Source organism: Pseudolysobacter antarcticus (assembly GCF_004168365.1).
GTDB lineage: Bacteria > Pseudomonadota > Gammaproteobacteria > Xanthomonadales > Rhodanobacteraceae > Pseudolysobacter > Pseudolysobacter antarcticus.
The window spans coordinates 2,646,370-2,666,014 of record NZ_CP035704.1 but is presented as its reverse complement, the minus strand read 5'-3'; the positions used below and the strand labels follow the sequence as shown (position 1 = coordinate 2,666,014).

Here is a 19,645-nt window from a genome sequence, read left to right as displayed (position 1 = left end):
CCCGGCAGATTTCATAATAACTACAGAGGCATTGCCATGTACGCAGTAATCAAGACAGGCGGTAAGCAGTACCGCGTTATGCAGGGTGAATACCTGCGCGTCGAGCTACTCGACGCAGAAGTGGGCAGCACGATCGAACTCGATCAGGTGTTGTTGCTCGGCGAAGGCGAAACCATCACGGTCGGTGCACCGCTGGTCGCAGGCGCCAGTGTTAGTGCGAAGATCAAGTCGCACGGACGTCTGGACAAGATCCGCATCGTCAAATTCCGTCGCCGTAAACATTTCCGCAAGGAAACCGGCCACCGTCAGCATTACACCGAGATCGAGATCACCAGCATCACTGGTTGATAATTCGTTCCCAATTCAACGTGGCGACGACGGAACATCCATCGACGTCACTTACGAGGATCTAGCAATGGCACATAAGAAAGCTGGCGGTTCTACCCGCAACGGCCGCGATTCGAACCCGAAATATCTCGGCGTCAAGATTTATGGCGGCCAGGACGTGAACGCAGGCAACATCATCGTGCGTCAGCGCGGCACCCAGTTTCATCCGGGCACCGGCGTTGGTCTGGGTCGCGATCACACCTTGTTCGCGTTGGTCGATGGCAAGGTCGAGTTCAAGATCAAGGGTGCCAACAGCCGCCGCACGGTAAACATCATCGCGGGCTGATTTTGCGCTTTACGTACGCCGAAAGCCCCGCATCAGCGGGGCTTTTTGTTTCTGTCCGGGAATTGACCGCGGTATGCCTGCGGACTGCCCGAACTTCTCCGTTACAATGTTGCGCGGACGAACTCCGCACGTATCAGCGCTGCCTGATGCCTATTGCAGCACCACTTGGCCAATCCTATGAAATTCGTCGACGAAGCCGAAATAAAAGTCACTGCGGGCGCTGGCGGCAACGGCTGCGTCAGTTTTCGGCGTGAGAAATTCATTCCTTTCGGCGGCCCGGATGGTGGCGACGGCGGTGATGGCGGTCACATCTGGATCCTCGCTGATGAAGGCCTGAACACGCTGATCGATTTCCGCCACCAGCGCCAGTTCCGCGCCGGGCGTGGCGAGAACGGCATGGGCCGGCAGATGTTCGGCAAGAACGGCGAAGACACGATTATTCGCGTGCCCGTCGGTACTGTTATTACCAGTCTCGAAACCGAAGAAATCATCGGCGATCTGGCCGAAGACGGGCAGCGCCTCAAGGTCGCGCAAGGCGGTCACGGCGGCAAGGGCAACGTCAACTTCAAGAGCTCGACCAATCGCGCGCCGCGCCGCGCCACACCCGGTACAACCGGCGATGTGCGCGAGCTGCGCCTCGAATTGAAAGTGTTGGCGGATGTCGGTCTGCTGGGTTTTCCGAATGCCGGAAAATCGACCTTCGTACGCGCGGTTTCTGCTGCCACGCCGCGCGTCGCCGATTATCCGTTCACCACGTTGCAGCCGCATCTTGGCGTGGTGCGCATCGAGGCCTATCGCAGTTTTGTTATCGCCGATATTCCAGGTTTGATCGAAGGCGCGTCAGAGGGTGCCGGGCTCGGTATCCAGTTCCTCAAGCATCTTGGGCGCACCAGCTTGTTGCTGCATCTGGTCGACATGGCACCGCTCGACGACGACATCGATCCGATCCAGCAGGTGCGTGTGCTCGAGAAAGAGCTCAAGAAATACGATGCGCAACTAGCCAACAGGCCGCGCTGGCTGGTGCTGAACAAGGCTGACTTGCTCGATCCGGCGGAAGCCGCCAAACGCGCCAAGGCGATCATCAAGGGCCTGAAGTGGAAAGCGCCGTGGTTCATGGTTTCCGCGCTCGGGCGCGAAGGCACGATGCCGATCATGCTCAAGGTGCAGGAATTTTTCGACGCGCAAAAGTTGGCCGAAACCGAAGCGGCGATCGAGGCCAAGGCGGTTCTCGACGCTCAGCTCGCTGCCGATGCTGCCAAGCATGCGGCCGACTGAAACAAAAAAGCCGACTAACGTCGGCCTTTTTGCAGAATGTGTTGCGAGCTTATGCGAGGGCGCGAATGTGCGCAGTCAAACGGCTCTTGTGGCGTGCAACCTTGTTCTTGTGCACCAGACCACGCGCGCCGGAACGATCCAGGATCGGCTCGGCAGAACGCAGCGCAGCTTCAGCGCCGGCCTTGTCCTTCAATTCGATTGCCTTCACAACTTTCTTGATCGCCGTGCGCAGCGCAGAACGCGCGCCTGTATTGCGCTCGTTGCGCTTGACGGCTTGACGCGCACGCTTCTTCGCAGACTTGATATTAGCCAAGGGAAAACTCCAAAAACGGTGGAACGGGAAAAAAGGAGCGTAATTATCCAACTTGCACCGCGCTACGTCAATGAAACTCCCCGTTTTTGTCACGGGATTGCCGCATGAGCATGCTGCGTTCAATGCTGTCGTTCAGTGCGATGACGTTTATTTCGCGCATTCTCGGTCTGCTGCGCGACATGGCGATCAGCAGCGTATTCGGTGTGAGCGCTGCTACGGATGCATTCTGGGTCGCGTTTCGTATTCCGAATTTCCTGCGTCGGTTATTTGCCGAAGGTGCATTTTCCACCGCGTTTGTGCCGATCATTACCGAGGTCAAGCAAACGCAGAGTCATGCAGCATTACGCGAGCTGATTTCACGCACCGCCGGCACGCTCGGCGCGGTGTTGCTGCTGGTGACCGCGCTCGGTGTGTTCGGCGCGGAGTGGGTGACCGAAATTTTTTCGCCTGGCGCGATCGAGCAGCCGGAAAAATTCCAGTTGACCAGCAATTTGTTGCGCATCACGTTTCCGTTTTTATTGTTCGTCTCGCTGACGGCGTTGTCCGGCGGCGTACTCAACAGCTTCAATCGGTTTGCGCTCGCCGCGATCACGCCGGTGATCCTGAACCTGTGCATGATCGCCGGTGCGTTGTGGCTGGCGCCGCGACTGCAGGTGCCGATCATGGCGCTGGCGTGGTCGGTGCTGGTCGCGGGCATCCTGCAGCTGCTGCTGCAACTGCCCGCGCTGCGCCGACTCAATCTGCTCAGCCTGCCGCGCTGGGGCTGGTCGCATCCGGACGTTCGGCGCATCCTGAAACTGATGATTCCGAGTCTGTTCGGCTCGTCGATCATGCAGGTCAATCTGCTGCTGGATACGCTGATCGCATCGTTCCTGATTTCCGGTTCGCAGACCTGGTTATCGCAGACCGATCGCCTGCTCGAATTGCCGCTCGGTGTGTTCGGTGTAGCGCTCGGCACGGTGATTTTGCCGAGTCTGTCGCGCCATCACGTGAGTACCGATCGTGATGGTTTTGCCAAGGCGCTGGACTGGGGGCTGCGCACCGCATTGCTGATTTCGTTGCCGGCGATGCTCGCACTCGTGTTGCTGGCAAAACCAATCATCGCGACCTTGTTTCTGCACGGTGCATTCAAGCCGCACGACGTCGAGATGACAGCGTTGAGTTTGTCGGCGTTGAGCCTGGGGCTTCCGGCATTCGCGCTGGTCAAGGTGCTTGCACCGGCATTTTATTCGCGCCAGGACACCACCACGCCGGTGCGTGCCGGAGTTGCGGCAATGGTTGCTAACATGGCGATGAATTTTCTCTTCGTCGGAACTTTGTTTCTGTGCTGGCGCGGTCCGGCTAACCAATCCGGTGCTTTGCTGGCACAGATTCAAGCCATCCCTGGATTGCATGCTGGCCTCGCGCTGGCCAGTGCGCTCGCCAGTTATCTGAACCTATGGTTGCTCTGGCGCGCGCTAGGGCGTGATGGCATCTTCGTCAGCCAGCCTGGCTGGGCCAGTCATTCATTGCGTTTGCTGGCCGCCTGCGCAGCGCTGGTGAGCGTGCTGCTGCTCGGGCTGTGGTGCTGGCAGGATTGGCCGGCCATGGCTGTGGCAATGCGTGTATTCCGACTCGGCGTGCTGATCGCCGGTGCCGGTATGGCATTTGTCGCGACTCTGTTTGCTTGCGGTTTTCGGCTGCGCGATCTGCACGCGCATTGATTGCCGCTGGCGCGATGTTGCGCTGCAATGGCAGCGATTTAATCGTTATACTCGACAGAATGACTTTCCTGTTTCGTGATACCAGCGGCGCTTGCCTGGCGCCATTTGGCAGCGTGATTTGCATAGGCGCTTTCGACGGGCTGCACCGTGGTCATCAGGCCATGCTGGCGCGCGTTCGCGAGCGTGCGGGCGCGATGCAATTGATATCGGCAGCGATCAGCTTCGAGCCCTTGCCACGCGAATTTTTTGCGCGCGGCGTAGCGATGCCGCGGCTGTCGAATGCGCGCGAAAAAATCGCGGGGATCGCAGCGTTCGGCATGCAACGTCTGTTGTCGCTGCGTTTCGATGCAGCCCTGAGTGCGATGAGCGCTGAGGATTTTGTGGCGCGAGTGTTGGTTAGGCGGCTGAATGCGCGCGAAGTCTGGGTCGGGCAGGGGTTTCGCTTCGGACATAAACGCGCGGGTGATTTTGCGTTGCTGCAACAGCTCGGGCCGCGCTACGGATTTGTCGCCAGAGAGTTGGAAACCATCCAGCATGAGGGCGTGCGGATCAGCAGTTCGGCGATCCGCGAGGCATTGGCCGCAAGTGATTTCGAGAGTGCGGCACGCGGACTCGGGCGTGCGTTCAGCATGGGCGGGCATGTCGTGCGTGGTCAGCAACTCGGCCGTACGCTTGGTTATCCGACCGCCAATCTGCGCCTCGGCACGCGTGTTGCGCCGGTGCAGGGTATTTTTGCGGTGCATGTGCACGGCGTCACCGCCGAGTCTTGGCCCGCGGTTGCGAGTCTCGGCGTACGCCCGACCGTGAACGGCAAGGAGCCGCTGCTCGAAGCGCATTTGTTCGATTTCGATGGCGATCTGTATGGCCGTCGCATCAGCGTGGAGTTCGTTGCAAAATTGCGCGACGAAGAAAAATTCGACAATCTCGATGCGATGGTCGAGCAGATTCACCTTGATGCCGCCGCCGCAAGACATATCTTGAACTTCCCCGTAAAAACAGCCGAAGCTGGAGCTTGACGCGTGACTACCGATTACAAGAGCACTATCAATCTGCCGCAAACCGACTTTGCGATGAAAGCCGATCTGGCGCTACGCGAACCCGGCATGCTGGCCGTGTGGGAAACCCAGCGGCGCTATCAGCAGATTCAAGAGGTTGCCAAACACCGCGAGAAAACCTTTGTGCTGCACGACGGCCCGCCGTATGCCAACGGCGCGATTCATATCGGTCACGCGGTCAACAAGATTCTCAAGGATATGGTTGTCAAGTCACGCCTGCTCGAGGGATACCGTGCGCCGTATGTGCCGGGCTGGGATTGCCACGGACTGCCGATCGAAATCGCGGTCGAGAAAAAAGTCGGCAAGGTCGGGCAGAAGATCGACGCCAAACAATTCCGCGAAGCCTGTCGTGTATTTGCATCGGAGCAGGTGAGCCTGCAACGCGAGGATTTCAAGCGCCTCGGCGTGCTCGGCGATTGGGAACATCCGTATCGCACGATGGATTTCAAATACGAAGCCGACATGCTGCGCGCGCTCGCGAAAATCGTCAGCAACGGCCATCTCGCACGCGGCGCCAAACCAGTGCATTGGTGTTTCGATTGCGGCTCGGCGCTGGCCGAGGCCGAGATCGAATACGCCGATAAAACATCGCCAGCCATCGATGTTGCCTACGACGCGATCGATCCGAAATCGCTCGCGGCGAAATTCGGAGGGACGATCGAGGATGGCGATATCGTCGCCGTGCCAATCTGGACCACGACGCCATGGACGTTGCCGGCAAGCCTGGCGGTGACGCTGGGTGCGGCGATCGATTATGTCCTAGTCGATGGCCCGAAGCGCGGCGAGCAGCGGCAATTGCTGGTGATCGCGATGCCGCTGATCCGCAAAGTGCTGGAGCGTTACAAGGTCGAAGGCGTGCATGTGCTCGCCGGCAGCCAGAGCGTGCTCGGCAGCGAGCTTGAACTGTTGCGCTTGCGTCATCCGTTTTATACGCGCGAAGTGCCGATCATTCTCGGCGATCACGTCTCGGCCGAAGATGGCACCGGCGCCGTGCATACCGCACCCGGGCACGGTGTCGAGGATTTTATCGTCGGCAAAAAATACGGCCTCGACGTGCTCAATCCGGTCGGTGGCAATGGCGTGTATTTACCCGACACGGAAATCTTCGCTGGCCAATATATCTGGAAGGCGCAAGACACAATCATTGCGTTGTTGCGCGAACGCGGCATGTTGCTGGCCGATGAAAAAATCACACACAGCTATCCGCATTGCTGGCGCCACAAAACGCCGGTGGCGTTTCGCGCGACGCCACAATGGTTTATCAGCATGGAAAAAGCCGGACTACGTGACGCCGCTTTGGCCGCGATCAAAAAAGTCGATTGGGTGCCGGGCTGGGGCGAAGAACGCATCGCCGGCATGGTCGACGGTCGGCCGGACTGGTGCATCTCGCGTCAGCGTACCTGGGGCGTGCCGATTGCACTGTTCGTACACAAATCCACCAGTGAACCGCATCCACGCTCAATCGAATTGATGGAGCAGGTCGCATTGCGCGTGGAGCAGGGCGGCGTGGATGTCTGGTACGACCTGGATATCGCCGAATTGCTTGGCGCGGATGCCGAACATTACGAAAAGGTCACGGATATTCTGGACGTGTGGTTCGATTCCGGCGTCACGCACTCGTGTGTAGTCGATGCGCGACCGGAGCTCGCCGATGACGGCAAACATCCGCATACGGTGATGTATCTCGAAGGGTCTGATCAGCATCGTGGCTGGTTCCAGTCATCGTTGCTGACTTCGGTGGCGATGCACGGTCGTGCGCCATTTGCTCATGTACTGACGCATGGTTTTGCGGTCGATGCGCAAGGTCGCAAGATGTCGAAGTCGGTCGGCAACGTGGTTGCGCCGCAGTCGGTGATGAAGACCCTTGGTGCGGATGTGCTGCGCTTGTGGGTCGCGTCGACCGATTATCGTAATGAGATGTCGGTGTCGGATGAAATCCTCAAGCGGGTATCGGATGCGTATCGCCGCATTCGCAATACCGCGCGTTTCCTGCTCGGTAATCTCGAAGGGTTTGATCCCGCCAGACATTTGTTGCCGGTCAGCGAAAATCTGCTGCTCGATCAGTGGGCGATCCAGCAGGCGCACGAGCTGCAAAAGTCGGTGAGCGAGGCTTACGATCGCTTTGATTTCCCGACGATCGTGCAGCGCATTCAGAATTTCTGCAGTCTGGAAATGGGCGCGTTGTATCTCGATGTGACCAAGGATCGGCTCTACACGATGCAGGCCGACAGTCAGGCGCGGCGCAGCGCCCAGAGCGCGATGTATCGCATTCTCGAAGCGATGGTGCGCTGGCTTGCGCCAATCCTGAGTTTCACCGCCGAGGAAATCTGGCAGCACATGCCGGGCGAACGTGGCGAATCGGTTTTGTTCGAAACCTGGTACGACGGTCTTGCGGTTGTCGAAGCCAAGGATTCCGCCTACTGGAGCGATTTGCTGGTAATCCGTGCCGCCGTAGCTAGAGTGCTCGAAGGCATGCGTAACGAGGGCAAGATCGGCGCGGCACTGCAGGCGGATGTCACGCTGTATTCAGATTCTGCTACGCGTCTGCGATACACACCGGTGGCAGCCGAGTTGCGATTCTTCTTCATCACATCCGGCCTGAATTTTGCGGATATATCGAGCAAGCCGGCGGATGCGATCAAGGTCGATATGAGTCAGGCGGGCACACCCGAAGCAGAAGTCTGGATATCGGCGCAGGCGAGTTCGGCAACAAAATGTATCCGCTGCTGGCATTATGTGGCGGATGTCAGTAGTAATGCCGAGCATCCCGAAATCTGCGCGCGTTGTATCCAGAACGTCGCGGGCAGCGGCGAAATACGGAAGTATTTCTGATGCTCGTGACCAGCACGGCGAATCCTTCATCGATGAAATCGATTACAGCACAAAATGCCTTGGCGTGGTTGCTGTTGTCGTTGCTGGTGATCGTGCTCGATCAAGTCAGCAAGGGCATCGTGCTGGCGCAGATCGAGCTGTATCACACGGTGCCGGTGATCGCGGGGTTTCTCAACTGGACCTTGGCGTTCAACGAAGGTGCTGCGTTTAGTTTCCTCAACGATCAAGGCGGCTGGCAACGCTGGTTGTTCGGTCTGCTCGCGCTCGGCGTAAGTCTGGTGCTGATCGCATGGCTCAAGCGCACGGCGCGCAGCGACTGGCGCACGGCATTGCCGCTGGCGCTCGTGATCGGTGGGGCGCTGGGAAATCTGATCGATCGCGTGCGACTCGGACATGTCGTCGATTTCATCCAGGTGTATTACGGACAATCGTATTTCCCGACATTCAATGTCGCCGATTCGGCGATCAGTGTTGGAGCAGTTTTGTTGATCGGTCTGAGTTTGTTCGCCGGCAACACGGCCGCGAAAGCGCGATAATCACTTTGCATGTTCGCGGGTCGGTTTCGATATTTCGCGATTGATTGCGACCGAAAAAGTTTACGGAGATCGTAGTGGAAGTCCTGTTAGCCAATCCTCGCGGTTTTTGCGCCGGTGTCGATCGCGCCATCGAGATCGTGGAACGCGCACTCGAATCGTTCGGCGCACCGATTTACGTGCGTCACGAAGTCGTACACAACCGTTTTGTCGTCGACGGCTTGCGCTCACGCGGGGCGATTTTTGTCGATGAACTCGCCGAAGTGCCGGATGGCGCAACCGTAATTTTCAGTGCACACGGTGTCTCGCAGGATGTGCGCAGCGAAGCCACGTCACGTGGCCTGAATGTGTTCGATGCGACGTGCCCACTGGTCACCAAGGTGCACATGGAAGTGGCGCGGCACTGCAAGGCCGGGCGCGATGTGGTGCTGATCGGCCACGCCGGCCACCCCGAAGTTGAAGGCACATTGGGGCAATGGGATCGCTTGAATGGCAAGGGCAGTATCTATCTGGTCGAAACACCCGAAGATGTCGCAGCGCTGCATGTCAATTCGCCGGAAAATCTGGCTTATGCGACGCAGACGACGTTATCTATCGACGATACTCTGGCCGTGATCGAGGTATTGCGTCAGCGTTTTCCGGCGATCCTCGGACCACGGCATGATGACATTTGTTATGCCACACAGAACCGCCAGGATGCGGTCAAGCGGCTTGGCCAGCAATGCGACCTGGTGCTGGTAGTCGGATCGCCAAACAGTTCCAACTCGAACCGCTTGCGCGAACTCGCTGAGAAGCAGGGTGTACCCGCGTACTTGATCGATGGCGCCGATGATATTGATCAGTCATGGATTGCCGGACGCCAGCGCATCGGCGTCACCGCAGGTGCCTCTGCTCCAGAGAGCTTGGTACAAGGTGTCATCGCACGCCTGAGCGAGTGGGGCGCGACCGACGTGCAACATCTCGAAGGCAAGCCAGAGGACGTCACGTTTGCGCTGCCGAAAGAGCTGCGAATTCGGCTGGTGGGATAATTTACTCCTGAACGGAATAGATGCCTTCAATCACTTTCAGAACCTTACCTGTATTTCCAACACCGCGCGTGGTGATTCTGAAGCTGCGTAGTGAATGGGTTGAATTTTTTTGCATCATCTCGCCTGTCACACTTAAATCGCCAAGATCTTCTATAACGTAGATTGACGGCGATGCCGAATGCATATTCTCACTTTTGCCTTTCAGTATAGGTAAACCAGTTTGGTATTCATTAATCGTCGCTTGAGTTGGATTGATGTTCAGGAAGTCAGTGGGATTCTGAGGCCTGTTTCTAATACGGGCGGCACATAGAATATGTAAGCATACGTCGGTTGCCCCATACTTTTTTGCAGTGTTCTGTATTATCATTTTCGCTGAATTCATCGCACTATTAGCAGCTATTTCAGCAATTTGTGCGCTGTACATTTCATTGGTTTTATTTGTTTCTCTTAGCGACGGAGAAAGCGTGATTATCGCTAACAATGAAAGAGCCAGCAGTATCACGAGAGACATGAAAAGTATCAGGCCGCGTTGAGATTTCCTGTTCATTTGCCTAGTGTCTCAGTGCAATTACAGAACGGAACTCGCGCCGCGACATATTTTTTCCAGGCAGTCCAGTGACGGGCATAGCTATGCCCGGCGAATGAATTTGGTCATCATCGACGGAGTACTGGTACTCCCACTGATGGCTCGATGAATCACTGGGCTGCTCCTCCATCGTATTCACCAGCATGGAGACCTCAACCGCACTGATATCAGACCAATCACATGCCTTGGGAGTATTTTCGCTCGATATCTTGCACAATAGCTGCGTGCCATTCTGTGTTTTTGCTTGGTTGACTTCTCCCGCCGATAGCCAATAAGCAATCCCTTTGGCGTCATAAAGCGAATATCGAAAGTCTAGCCGTTCCACGCCACGAACCATCTCTTTGATCGTGCCATTACTGCGCCGCATCAGCGCTGCGATGCCTTCATTGGGATGGTTTTTGTCAGCTACAATCTGCAAATAAAATACTGTCCCTTGTAATTTTGTATCGAGATCAAAAAGTCTCAATTCCGGCTGCGTCTCCAGGCAGTTCGGCAACCCAAATTTCCCTTGAGACAACTTCAGCGTGTCATGTCGAAACTCAACTTCGAATATTTCTCCAGCTGTACAGTTAGCCAGCAAAGCAATACGGGAAGATTTGAACACATCAATAATGGAGTTTTTCTCCTTCGACTCCATTACGATCGAATCCAGCTTGCCTTTTGCATCGCAGATTTGGCGCAGCTTTTCGGTATTAGTTTCCCAGCCATTTCCCTGAAGATGCATTAGGGTTAGCACGTCGGTACCTATCACTTTATTGCCGACTGCCAAGCCTGCTTTGGGTAAGTCCTGAATGGCGTCGATTTCCGGTGCGCAGCCCGCGGATTTACATGTGTTGCCGCGTATAAAGACTTTGCCAGGAAGTGCGTAGGCGATGGCAGCCGACTGGCTACTCGTTGGGTCCGCGGAATCTGCCAATCCCGGAATGTGCTGCGCTAGCGAATCAGTAAATACAATCGGCCTGACGTTAGAGCCGCACGGCATATTGGCGGAAAGACGAATGTCGCCGGTAATTAGTTCCAACGCATTTCGTCCATTTTCTTGCAGCCTCGTCATTACTGCTTGACGTCCGACCGCACGGCTGGTCGCGCTGAACAAGACCAATAGTCCTTGAACGATTATCAGCCCCAAAAAAAGACCGACCATGATCTCGATCAATGAAAATCCATTACATTTCGTCTTGACTGAAACTACGGAAATCCGCATCGCAGAGATTGCCTCTGGTTCAACACGCTATGGTTGGAAAACCCAGACCAGAGATTGGTATCTACTACTACCATTTTTATTCAAGGAGAGTTGCGACCAGCTGACTTCAAGTCGGCAACTCCCACTATAAACTGATGATTGATTGCCTAGCTCTGTGCTAGAGCTGCACTTCAGCGAAGACTTGGCATTTGGCAGATTTTCATTCAGTGAGCGATCAAACCTGTAGCGGTCATACTTAGCTCGATCTTCTGGGGAGCATCCTTGCTTTAAACAATCGGTTTCCGGATGGCGATAAGAGGTATGTGTACCGTCATATTTGTTTTCAAAAACCGCCGCAGCATTGAGATGCATGGATTCAATCAAGGCTTGAGTAGCATAGCTGGCTTGGGTGCGTATGTAAGCATCCTGGTTTAGTTGGGTTGTTAAAGCAAGAAATCCCAATGCACCCAAAAAACCAAAACTAGTAATTGCAACACCTACTAGCACCTCCATAAAACTAGCACCCGATTGGTCTGCGGGTGCAGTTTTATTTTTAGAGCGCTGACGCATTTTTAACATAAATACAAGGCGGAATACATTTTGACTACAACTGCTGCCGTGCTCAATTTCCCAACACTTCGCGCCAGTTGAGCTTCTGGAATGAAGCTGGTGTTTTAGCCAAAGACACGCCATTGACGTCGCCGGTACTGAGGCCCGCAAGTACTTGTAGACCTCCTGTGGTGCCACTTGTGACTATGCTTAAACTGGTTACTACGCCGGGCGATGGATTACTGTAAGAGGGAACAGCATTATTGCTTGCGTCGCGCAGCAAACTTGTGCCGCCGTACGTGAGCGCGAATAAACGTGATCCACCGGCGCCGCACGGATCTGTACCGAACAGGTTCGCAGCGAAAGAAACTACACCGCCAGCAGCCACGGGCTGGATGTTGACGCGCTCTGCCGAGGCCTGGAGGCCTGCAGCAGCAGCAACGGTTGCCAGATCAATGTAATAGCCTTGCTGAGTTCCCGTAAGTGTCAAACCAGCGACCAATGTGGCGTTACTTTCTGCAGCTAGATTGGTGCGTGTCAACGGTGTGCTGACCGGACTGAAGGTGACATTGTTGCCATCTTTAAAAGTATAAAAAGTTTGCTGATTGGGGTTCACCAAGTCGCTGTCAGCAAGCAATTGGCCTGTACCCACGAATACATAACGAGTCAACGTTGCTGGATCAGTATCGATTACTGGTTCGGTGGTCACCGGCTGGGCCTTGCCCGAACTGTCTTTGAGCGTTGCAAACAACTGGATGGTGGCATTTGCAGATGCGCTAGTCAGATCCACACGCCATACGTTGCCAAGCAGATCGCCTGCGTAGAGCGAATCAGCGGTGTAATCAGCAAAATCGTTGATATACCCGCTTACGAAGGCAAGTCCAGCTGGGGCTGTTGTAGATCCCACGCTACTACCGGTTGTGATGGTTTCATAGACGCTGCCATCTTTTGGGCTAACAAGATAAATATATCCATGACCGTCATCATTGCCGTAACCTGATGTAAGCACCACAGTCCAGCCATATTTTGCCGTCTTGATTACTAGCGGAGTGCCATAAGAATAGCCCATATGCGATGGGCCGGATTCCCAGAGCACCTTGTTCGCCAATAACGAATCAGTATTGAGGCTTGATGGATTGGTAACGTCCAACGCAAAAAAGCCTTTTCCACCCTTGCCCAGGCCGCTGATTAAAATACTATGCCAGTCTGGCGTTACGCTACTAGCGAACGGCGCGCCGGATGCACCCGTACGATTAAAATCAACATCAATGATGGTGGGTTCTGCATCCACCATGAAATGATGTTGTAGAGGATTTGCGACCAGTGAGCCCAAGCCAACTGGCTGACCTTGCGAATCGGCATTGGTATTGAGTAGGAAACTGGGAACATAGGCAAATAATTCTTTGCCGCCAGTTGATGTGCCATCGATCGCATGCAACATGCCGTCGTTCGCACCCACATAAACGACAGGATTTCGTGTGCTGTTGCTTGCTTTGAAAGTCGAATAACCCGGGTTTAATGGTGTGTCGGCATAGGGAAAAGCGGGGGCAGCCTGCACCACTGGTTTGGAATTGGTGATATCGCCCAGCGTATAGGTTCTAGGCCGAAACAGCGGTGAGGCACCTTCATTGCTTTGATCGCCGCGGACATAGTTGAGTACTTTTGTCTGAGTTGCGGAGTCGGGTCCCAATGAAGATAGTTGACCGCTGCTAAGGTTGGCTGTTGTGAATGCAACACCTTTTGCCGCACCAACTGACGAGCTGGTCGCAATCGCGCGTGTGCTCGCTGTTAAGGGGGTTACTCCTGCGACTGTGCCACCCTTGTTGGGAAGCCAGTCACGTGCATGCCAATTCACTGTTTCTGTTCCGGTTATTACGCCGCCCGCCGTGGCGAGGACGAGCGAATTACTCACGACATCGCCGCTCCAATCCTTGGCGAACGTAGCCGAATAATTGGTGTTTCCGAGTGCTGTAACGGCGCTAGAACTCAGCGACAGCGCGGTTGATGTGCCGCTAGGCACATTTGCCTTGATCTTGGCAAACGCGCTGTTGAAACCAGCGATCATCTTGGCAGGATTGCCCGCCTGAAAATACTGATCCGGCGCCAAATTCCCATGGGCGCTGTCATCCCGATAGCCTCCAGTATTCCAAGCAGATAACACTGGCGGCGCGGTCATATTGTATTCCAAGCCACCGGCAGGCCAAATTGATGGATCAGTGTCAAAGCCACCATACTTAGCCGTCAACCAAAACTGATTTTTTTCCTCATAATCCGAAGACTCAAATACATCTACCCAGAAAGTGGAAACGTTTATAGGCGCATTTTTCGGGTGGATGTCTGGGCGGATATCGCGCGTGTGCACGTCATAGGCCAGCCCTGCCATGAGAAAACTATGCGAATTACAGCACCAGCCACCGGTAGGAGCTGCAGTACTGTCGATCGCATTATTGCCGATGGTTGCAGGGGTTAGCTGATAGTCGTTGGTGCCACCGCCCGCAGTTGCCGACACCTGGTTTTCGAGCATGCCCACCCAATTTGTTGCCTTGACTGAATCGACTCCCTGCCCAGCGGGCAAACTAAAATCGGCAGTCACTTCTGCTGGCTTGGACGGCTCTTTGCTTGAAGCATAAGTGGCACCCGGAAGGTTTGAATCTGCGTGCGTGTGAATATCACCAATGCCGATAATATAGTTCTTAGAGCAGGTATATTTGATAGGATCATCCCAGGTTGTGATCACCGGGAAACCATCTTTCATCGCATCCGTCGCGCCGCTGGTGTAACTTGCCACATTGCCGAGATTGCGATAGTAACGCGTTGTTGCGTAGTATAGCTCGCCGACTGGGTCATATGTTTTATAGGATCCAGAAGTTCCGAATTTGTTAAGATAATTGACGACGCCGCTATTCGTCACGGTCGAGTCGTCGGTGCTATTGGGGTTAGCGAAAAACGTACCATCCGCGGCGCTCCATTCCGCATTGGAATTCGCCACAACGGCGGAGCCGGGATTCGCTTGGTAGGGACCGACCGACTTCATTCGGGCTCGCATTACACCACCGTCGCGTTTGATATCCGAGTCGTTCAAGTAGCCGAATGCCGAATAGCGGATGCTATCGGTCTGCGTCGTATTTTCTGCGGCGTATTTCTGCATGAGACCGACAGGTTTGTAGTTACTGCCATAGGCGCGGCAGCGTCCTCCCGAAGATTCCAAATCACTGCTCGCATCTGTCGCTGCACACACTTGGACAGCGCCCGCAAGCGTGTAGGTATTATTCGTGTTGGTGATGAGTTTTTTAGTTGTTCCAGTTGTGACTGTCGATTGTAAAACTGCTGTCGAATCTCCTGGATAGGCCGGAGTGGCAGTTACTTGACAGGTCGTAGTACCTGTTGGGATTGTACCCGGACAAGCGACAGCCGCGATTCCATTGCTAATAGTAAAATTCAATCCTGTTCCAGAGTCATTTATCGTAAACGAAGACCCGGTGAAAGGTGTCGCACCACTAATCAAGGTGGCACTGCCCAATGAATGGTTAACAGCGCCTCCACTACCATCCGCATAGGCTTTCTGCAGAACGGTTACGGTAGGAGTATCGACAATGCGGTAGCCGCCTGTAAGCGCCTTACGCATTGGATCAATTGTTTGCGTCAAAGCCCAGTTGAGGAAGTTACCACTCCATTTTCCCGAGCACGTGTGCGAAGCTGCCGTTCCCTGCGGCATGAAATAGCTAGTTGCTGTATTATAGCTATAGCAATAATTCGGATTAAAATAGCCGATATATTCATTACTCGTGCTATATGTGGCGGTGTAGGCAGAGTCATTGCCGGTTGGAAACTCTACAGATAGCGCCAGAATGACGTTTGCCGGTACGACAATCGTCGAACCAATCGGTGCGTCAGCGAGATTTGTAACAGCGGCACCTGCAGTGGCGCTGATTCCCATCGCAATAGCGAAAAAACTCAACTTGCGCAATAAGCTGGACATAGGGTGTAACGGCAGCATAAAGCCTCCGGTTCAAGAGTTCAGGAGCCAAAACCCTTGAATGTTGTTTGAATAAATGACTGCGTCTGACGAAGGTCGGTGACGCGTACTGTGACTCGGTAAACTGCTTTGCCTGGTATCGTTGGTGGCGGTCCACCGCCGTTTTCCGTCGGATTACGTGCGTTACCGCCGGTTGGGAGCGTTATGCCGGTAACGCAGCGCTGGGTGTTGGGCGCGCCAGCAGCAGGACAAAGGCGATCGATTACATATCGATAGGTAATTCCATTATTGGCCGTCGGTAGTGCGCCTGAATACGCAGCCAAATAGTTGGCATCGGTATCCAGCAAAATATTAGGAATACCCTGTGCGTTGCTTGGGAGCACAGAAGCTGAATAATTGGCACTTGAAAGGCTACCCCAGCGACTGGGTTCGTTTTTCATGCCGCCCGATGCAAAACTTGTGAGGGCCAGTTGCACCGCGTTTTCGGCCTCATTGACCAGGTCGCGTTTTATCGCGAGATTGCCGGAAATCAGAAGCGCGGTATCCGTTGATCGAATCAGTGATACTGCAGCGAGAAGCAGGATAACCAATGCAATTAGGGCGATGAATAGCGTGACTCCACGTTGTTTCTTGAATAGCGGCTGTGTGCGCATAATCAATAGCCTGAATTAAGGTGTGGTTGTGACAGAAGCGTTGCGAAGTGGGATTGTGCTTTCCAGCGCGCGGTAGCGGTAATTGGTTTGGCCGGCGGGAACAGTCCAGTTGACGGCAACTGACGGAGTTTGCAATACGCTGAAAAGCGAGAAGCTCGGATTTGCGGAGCTGAATGCCGCCTGCTCTGAAAGTGGTGCGCGTACGACAATAGCTACACGAATGGCCTTGATGGAGCGCAGCGCTGTATTGGCTGTCGCGTTGCCAGCTAATAAGCCGGCAGGCGAATAGTCATAAGTTGTTCCACCAATTACTACGGCCGCTTTCGCCGTAGTCCAGGTAAGCGTGCCAGTAGAAGCGGGATCGACACCATAAACCGCACGCAACGTAATTATGTCGTCGCTGACTTTTTGCACACTCAAATCGGAGTTAAGCAGGTCTACGCTGTACATCGTGCCGTAATTGGCGGTATCGCTAGGGTCTGCAACGCCGTAAACCATGAACGACGGTGTCGTGCCCATGCCCAAACCTGCCACAGAACCACTGGAATACATCGAAAGGGTAGCCAGACCGACTGAGCCTGGATTTACGGGAAGCACTATGTTGGTGTTGTTCTGCGAGAGATAGCTTGGATCTATCTGCGTGATCATGCATTCCGCAACGCTACCTCCGAAAAGAACCCATTCACTGGGGCTGAATCCAACACCGCTGGTGACCTGTGCCTGCGTGCCGGAGAGAATCTTTGTTATGGGCGCAGGGGTTTCGCCATAGCCTGCGGCGCCGAGCATCATTAATAAAACATCAGAGCCACCTGCTGCTGCCGTTGGATAGATTACAGCGGGTACGAGGCGGAGTTTTGTTACGGCTGCGAAGGGTGCGGCCAGCCCAACTACGCCGTCGCTAATAATGGCGTGTCCGGTTGGTTTGTAGTTCAATGCACAACCGTAGGAGTTTGTCTGAACCAAGCCCGTTCCTGACGAGCGCAACAATCCATCCAATCGGTACAAACCAAAATTACCCGATTGCAGTGCATCGTTTGTCGCAGTAGTCGTTCGCTTGTGCCCCTCAAAAGACGCAGTTACTTTGAGAGCCGCGAGAACTAGAACAAGGCCGATGACAATTGCAACCATTAGTTCGATTAACGAGTAGCCACGCAGATGGCGCGAGCTAAAAGAATTTCCTGGCTTGATTTTCACTGGATCACCACTTGTGTCGTATAGATAGCGACTGGATCAGTGGCCTTGCGACCTCGCGGAACCCATGTAATAGTTATAGCGGCTTGGTTTGTTGCTGGTGTGAAAGTGGCAGAGCCCAAGCCACTATTCAGCCTTGAGTTCTGTACATTTGTCTGCCATGCGGCATAGTCACCGGGCTGTGCGGCAGAGTTCTTAGTCCACAATTCCGCGACCAGATCGTCGGCAAGTAGGGCGGCGGTAGTGCGATCTTCTGCATTGGTGGAATTAGACGTGGATACTGCTTGCATCAAGACCAAGCCCAGCACGCCGACGCTGAATACGACAATCGCGATCAGAACCTCAAGTAAAAGGAATCCACTTTGAGTGCGCGAGTATTTAGACATGTCAGCACCCATCCGGTCGAGATGCGGAAAGGCCGCCTGCGTCGGGATCACACATGCGAACCTTGCCTGATTGCGAAACGATCACACGTTGCTTACGCGGACCGCTGGGATTTGTAATGTCATAAGTCGCGTCTGCATTGCCTAACGCTGTAAATGTTCCTGCAGCTGTGGCGCCACCCAGAACGCGCCCGAATGTGTTGAACTCTAAGATCGCCGGTGTACCTGCGCTTGGCGTAATTACCACACCGCCCAGATTGCTCGAAGGTGAAACCAGCAATGGATGTGGGGTGATAGTGTCCGACGCCGAATTTTGGACGTAGTCGACTGTCCAGCCGGTCGTACTGAGAGTGAACGTCGTAGTGCGGCTCAGTCTCAGCCCTTCGGTTTGAGCAAAACGCAACCCGTTTTGCATCGACTCAGCGACCGATCGAGTTTTGCCATTCTGAATCCAGGTCGAAAAACTCGGCATAGAAACAACGAACAATATTCCGACGATGAGCAGAACGACCAGTAATTCGATCAAGCTGAAACCTTCGTTGCGTTCGGAGTACATCAACCGCCCCTGCTCATAGTCCACGAAGTGGTGCTAGTTGGCCAACCAGTCGGTGCCGCAGTCGTCTTCTGGCTATTCGTATTATCGATCTGGTAGGTAAATCCTACGACTACTCCGATACCCTGAGCCGTGATGGTGTAGTTAGCTGCCGCAGGGACGCAGTTATATTTCCATTTTCCGGAGGCGGATACCACGTTGACGGGGCAAGGAGAGGTATAGGCCCCGGTGGTCGTATATTGGCGGGCATCTTGATAGAACTGTTCCATCTGCGCACGATAGGCAGAGAGTTGGTTAGTTCCTTCAACCAAGTTGCCGCGAATGATGTAGTCTTTGTACGCCGGAATCGCGATAGCCATCAGAATGCCGATGATCGCAATAACGACCATCAATTCGATCAGCGTAAATCCTTTAGTTTTTTTCGATATGTGTCGCATTGCGGCCTCCCAAGTAGCCATATGAATCGAACGCTAGTTTATAGCTGTTGTGATTGCAGTATGTCGGTTCATAATTGGTTGCAACCAGCCGATAGACGGCATTGCTAGCCATCTTGACGGCACATCTGGTATCAGACGTGGGGATTTTTTTAGCACTGACGTACGAACATCAAGTTATGAATCAACAATTTGTCTTGCTTGGCCCTGATTCTCCCAGCGATACCGAGCTGAACCTGCTGGCCGCTGAGGTGGCCACGCTCATGATCCAGCGCGGCCTGATGCTGGTCACCGCCGAAAGCTGCACCGGCGGCTGGATTGCCAAAGTATTGACCGATCTCGCCGGCAGCTCGGCCTGGTTCAGTTGTGGCGTAGTTGCCTATAGTTATGAAGCCAAGGAAGCGCTGCTTGGCGTGCGACCGCAGACCCTTGAAACGCTGGGCGCGGTCAGTCAGGAAGTGGTTGTCGAAATGGTTTCCGGTGCGCTCGCACGTTTCGGCGCCGGTATGGCCGTAGCTGTCACCGGGATTGCCGGCCCGACCGGCGCAACACCGGGCAAGCCGGTCGGCACGGTATGGATCGGCTGGAAACGCCGTGGCGGTTACGCCCAGGCCGAATTGTTTCATTTCGATGGTGATCGCGAAGCGGTGCGTCGCCAGACCGTCGCCGCAGCTCTGCAAGGCATACGCCGAATTCTTACAAATTGACGCTGAGTTTCGCCACTG

The 19,645-nt window shown here is 54.6% G+C and carries 19 protein-coding genes; 9 read left to right on the top strand and 10 right to left on the bottom strand.

Features of this window, described 5'->3' with window-relative positions:
- The first annotated feature begins 36 nt into the window (after positions 1-36).
- The 3 genes from rplU (at position 37) to cgtA (ending at position 1,948) form a co-directional block, all read left to right on the top strand.
- The gene (gene rplU, locus ELE36_RS11360; protein ID WP_129833375.1) at positions 37-348 is read left to right on the top strand and encodes a 50S ribosomal protein L21; all 312 of its coding nucleotides are present in this window, start codon (positions 37-39) and stop codon (positions 346-348) included.
- A 67-nt stretch (positions 349-415) separates the two neighbouring features.
- Positions 416-673, top strand: a complete 258-nt coding sequence (rpmA, locus tag ELE36_RS11355; protein ID WP_129833373.1) for a 50S ribosomal protein L27 — start codon at positions 416-418, stop codon at positions 671-673.
- A gap of 177 nt (positions 674-850) precedes the next feature.
- Complete coding sequence (gene cgtA, locus ELE36_RS11350) at positions 851-1,948, top strand: Obg family GTPase CgtA (protein ID WP_129833371.1); 1,098 nt, start codon at positions 851-853, stop codon at positions 1,946-1,948.
- 49 nt (positions 1,949-1,997) lie between these two features.
- On the opposite strand, the gene rpsT is transcribed toward cgtA, so the two are convergent.
- Positions 1,998-2,261: a 30S ribosomal protein S20 gene (gene rpsT, locus ELE36_RS11345; protein ID WP_129833369.1), complete on the bottom strand. Its 264-nt coding sequence runs from the start codon at positions 2,259-2,261 to the stop codon at positions 1,998-2,000.
- A gap of 110 nt (positions 2,262-2,371) precedes the next feature.
- Between rpsT and murJ the strand changes: the two genes are divergently transcribed.
- From murJ to ispH, 5 genes are all read left to right on the top strand, one after another.
- Complete coding sequence (gene murJ / locus ELE36_RS11340; RefSeq protein ID WP_207215940.1) at positions 2,372-3,964, top strand: murein biosynthesis integral membrane protein MurJ; 1,593 nt, start codon at positions 2,372-2,374, stop codon at positions 3,962-3,964.
- Positions 3,965-4,023: 59 nt separating this feature from the next.
- Positions 4,024-4,980: a bifunctional riboflavin kinase/FAD synthetase gene (locus tag ELE36_RS11335; protein WP_129833366.1), complete on the top strand. Its 957-nt coding sequence runs from the start codon at positions 4,024-4,026 to the stop codon at positions 4,978-4,980.
- A gap of 3 nt (positions 4,981-4,983) precedes the next feature.
- Complete coding sequence (gene ileS / locus ELE36_RS11330; protein ID WP_129833364.1) at positions 4,984-7,851, top strand: isoleucine--tRNA ligase; 2,868 nt, start codon at positions 4,984-4,986, stop codon at positions 7,849-7,851.
- 32 nt (positions 7,852-7,883) lie between these two features.
- Complete coding sequence (lspA, locus tag ELE36_RS11325) at positions 7,884-8,387, top strand: signal peptidase II (protein ID WP_129836828.1); 504 nt, start codon at positions 7,884-7,886, stop codon at positions 8,385-8,387.
- 74 nt (positions 8,388-8,461) lie between these two features.
- Positions 8,462-9,412, top strand: coding sequence for a 4-hydroxy-3-methylbut-2-enyl diphosphate reductase (gene ispH / locus ELE36_RS11320; protein WP_129833362.1), 951 nt, complete (start codon positions 8,462-8,464; stop codon positions 9,410-9,412).
- A 1-nt stretch (position 9,413) separates the two neighbouring features.
- Here the strand turns inward: ispH and ELE36_RS11315 are convergent, their stop codons facing one another.
- From ELE36_RS11315 to ELE36_RS20785, 9 genes are read right to left on the bottom strand one after another with little or no spacing between them, the layout of a single operon-like run.
- Entirely contained in the window at positions 9,414-9,923 is a 510-nt protein-coding gene (locus ELE36_RS11315) for a hypothetical protein (RefSeq protein ID WP_129833360.1), read from the bottom strand.
- Between the two features lie 40 nt (positions 9,924-9,963).
- Entirely contained in the window at positions 9,964-11,202 is a 1,239-nt protein-coding gene (locus ELE36_RS11310; protein ID WP_129836826.1) for a PilW family protein, read from the bottom strand.
- Positions 11,203-11,229: 27 nt separating this feature from the next.
- Positions 11,230-11,760, bottom strand: a complete 531-nt coding sequence (gene pilV / locus ELE36_RS11305; protein WP_129833358.1) for a type IV pilus modification protein PilV — start codon at positions 11,758-11,760, stop codon at positions 11,230-11,232.
- A gap of 43 nt (positions 11,761-11,803) precedes the next feature.
- Entirely contained in the window at positions 11,804-15,709 is a 3,906-nt protein-coding gene (locus ELE36_RS11300; RefSeq protein WP_165371577.1) for a pilus assembly protein, read from the bottom strand.
- A 38-nt stretch (positions 15,710-15,747) separates the two neighbouring features.
- On the bottom strand, positions 15,748-16,359 hold the full coding sequence (locus ELE36_RS11295; RefSeq protein WP_129833354.1) for a hypothetical protein: 612 nt from the start codon (positions 16,357-16,359) through the stop codon (positions 15,748-15,750).
- 15 nt (positions 16,360-16,374) lie between these two features.
- Positions 16,375-17,553, bottom strand: a complete 1,179-nt coding sequence (locus ELE36_RS11290) for a PilW family protein (protein WP_129833352.1) — start codon at positions 17,551-17,553, stop codon at positions 16,375-16,377.
- On the bottom strand, positions 17,550-17,936 hold the full coding sequence (locus tag ELE36_RS11285; protein WP_165371576.1) for a type IV pilus modification PilV family protein: 387 nt from the start codon (positions 17,934-17,936) through the stop codon (positions 17,550-17,552). Before ELE36_RS11285 ends, ELE36_RS11290 begins: the two co-directional genes overlap by 4 nt.
- Position 17,937: 1 nt before the next feature.
- On the bottom strand, positions 17,938-18,489 hold the full coding sequence (locus ELE36_RS11280; protein ID WP_129836824.1) for a GspH/FimT family pseudopilin: 552 nt from the start codon (positions 18,487-18,489) through the stop codon (positions 17,938-17,940).
- Positions 18,489-18,923, bottom strand: a complete 435-nt coding sequence (locus ELE36_RS20785; protein WP_129833348.1) for a type IV pilin protein — start codon at positions 18,921-18,923, stop codon at positions 18,489-18,491. Before ELE36_RS20785 ends, ELE36_RS11280 begins: the two co-directional genes overlap by 1 nt.
- A 176-nt stretch (positions 18,924-19,099) precedes the next feature.
- Between ELE36_RS20785 and ELE36_RS11270 the strand changes: the two genes are divergently transcribed.
- Positions 19,100-19,627, top strand: a complete 528-nt coding sequence (locus tag ELE36_RS11270; protein WP_129833346.1) for a CinA family protein — start codon at positions 19,100-19,102, stop codon at positions 19,625-19,627.
- Positions 19,628-19,645: the final 18 nt, after the last annotated feature.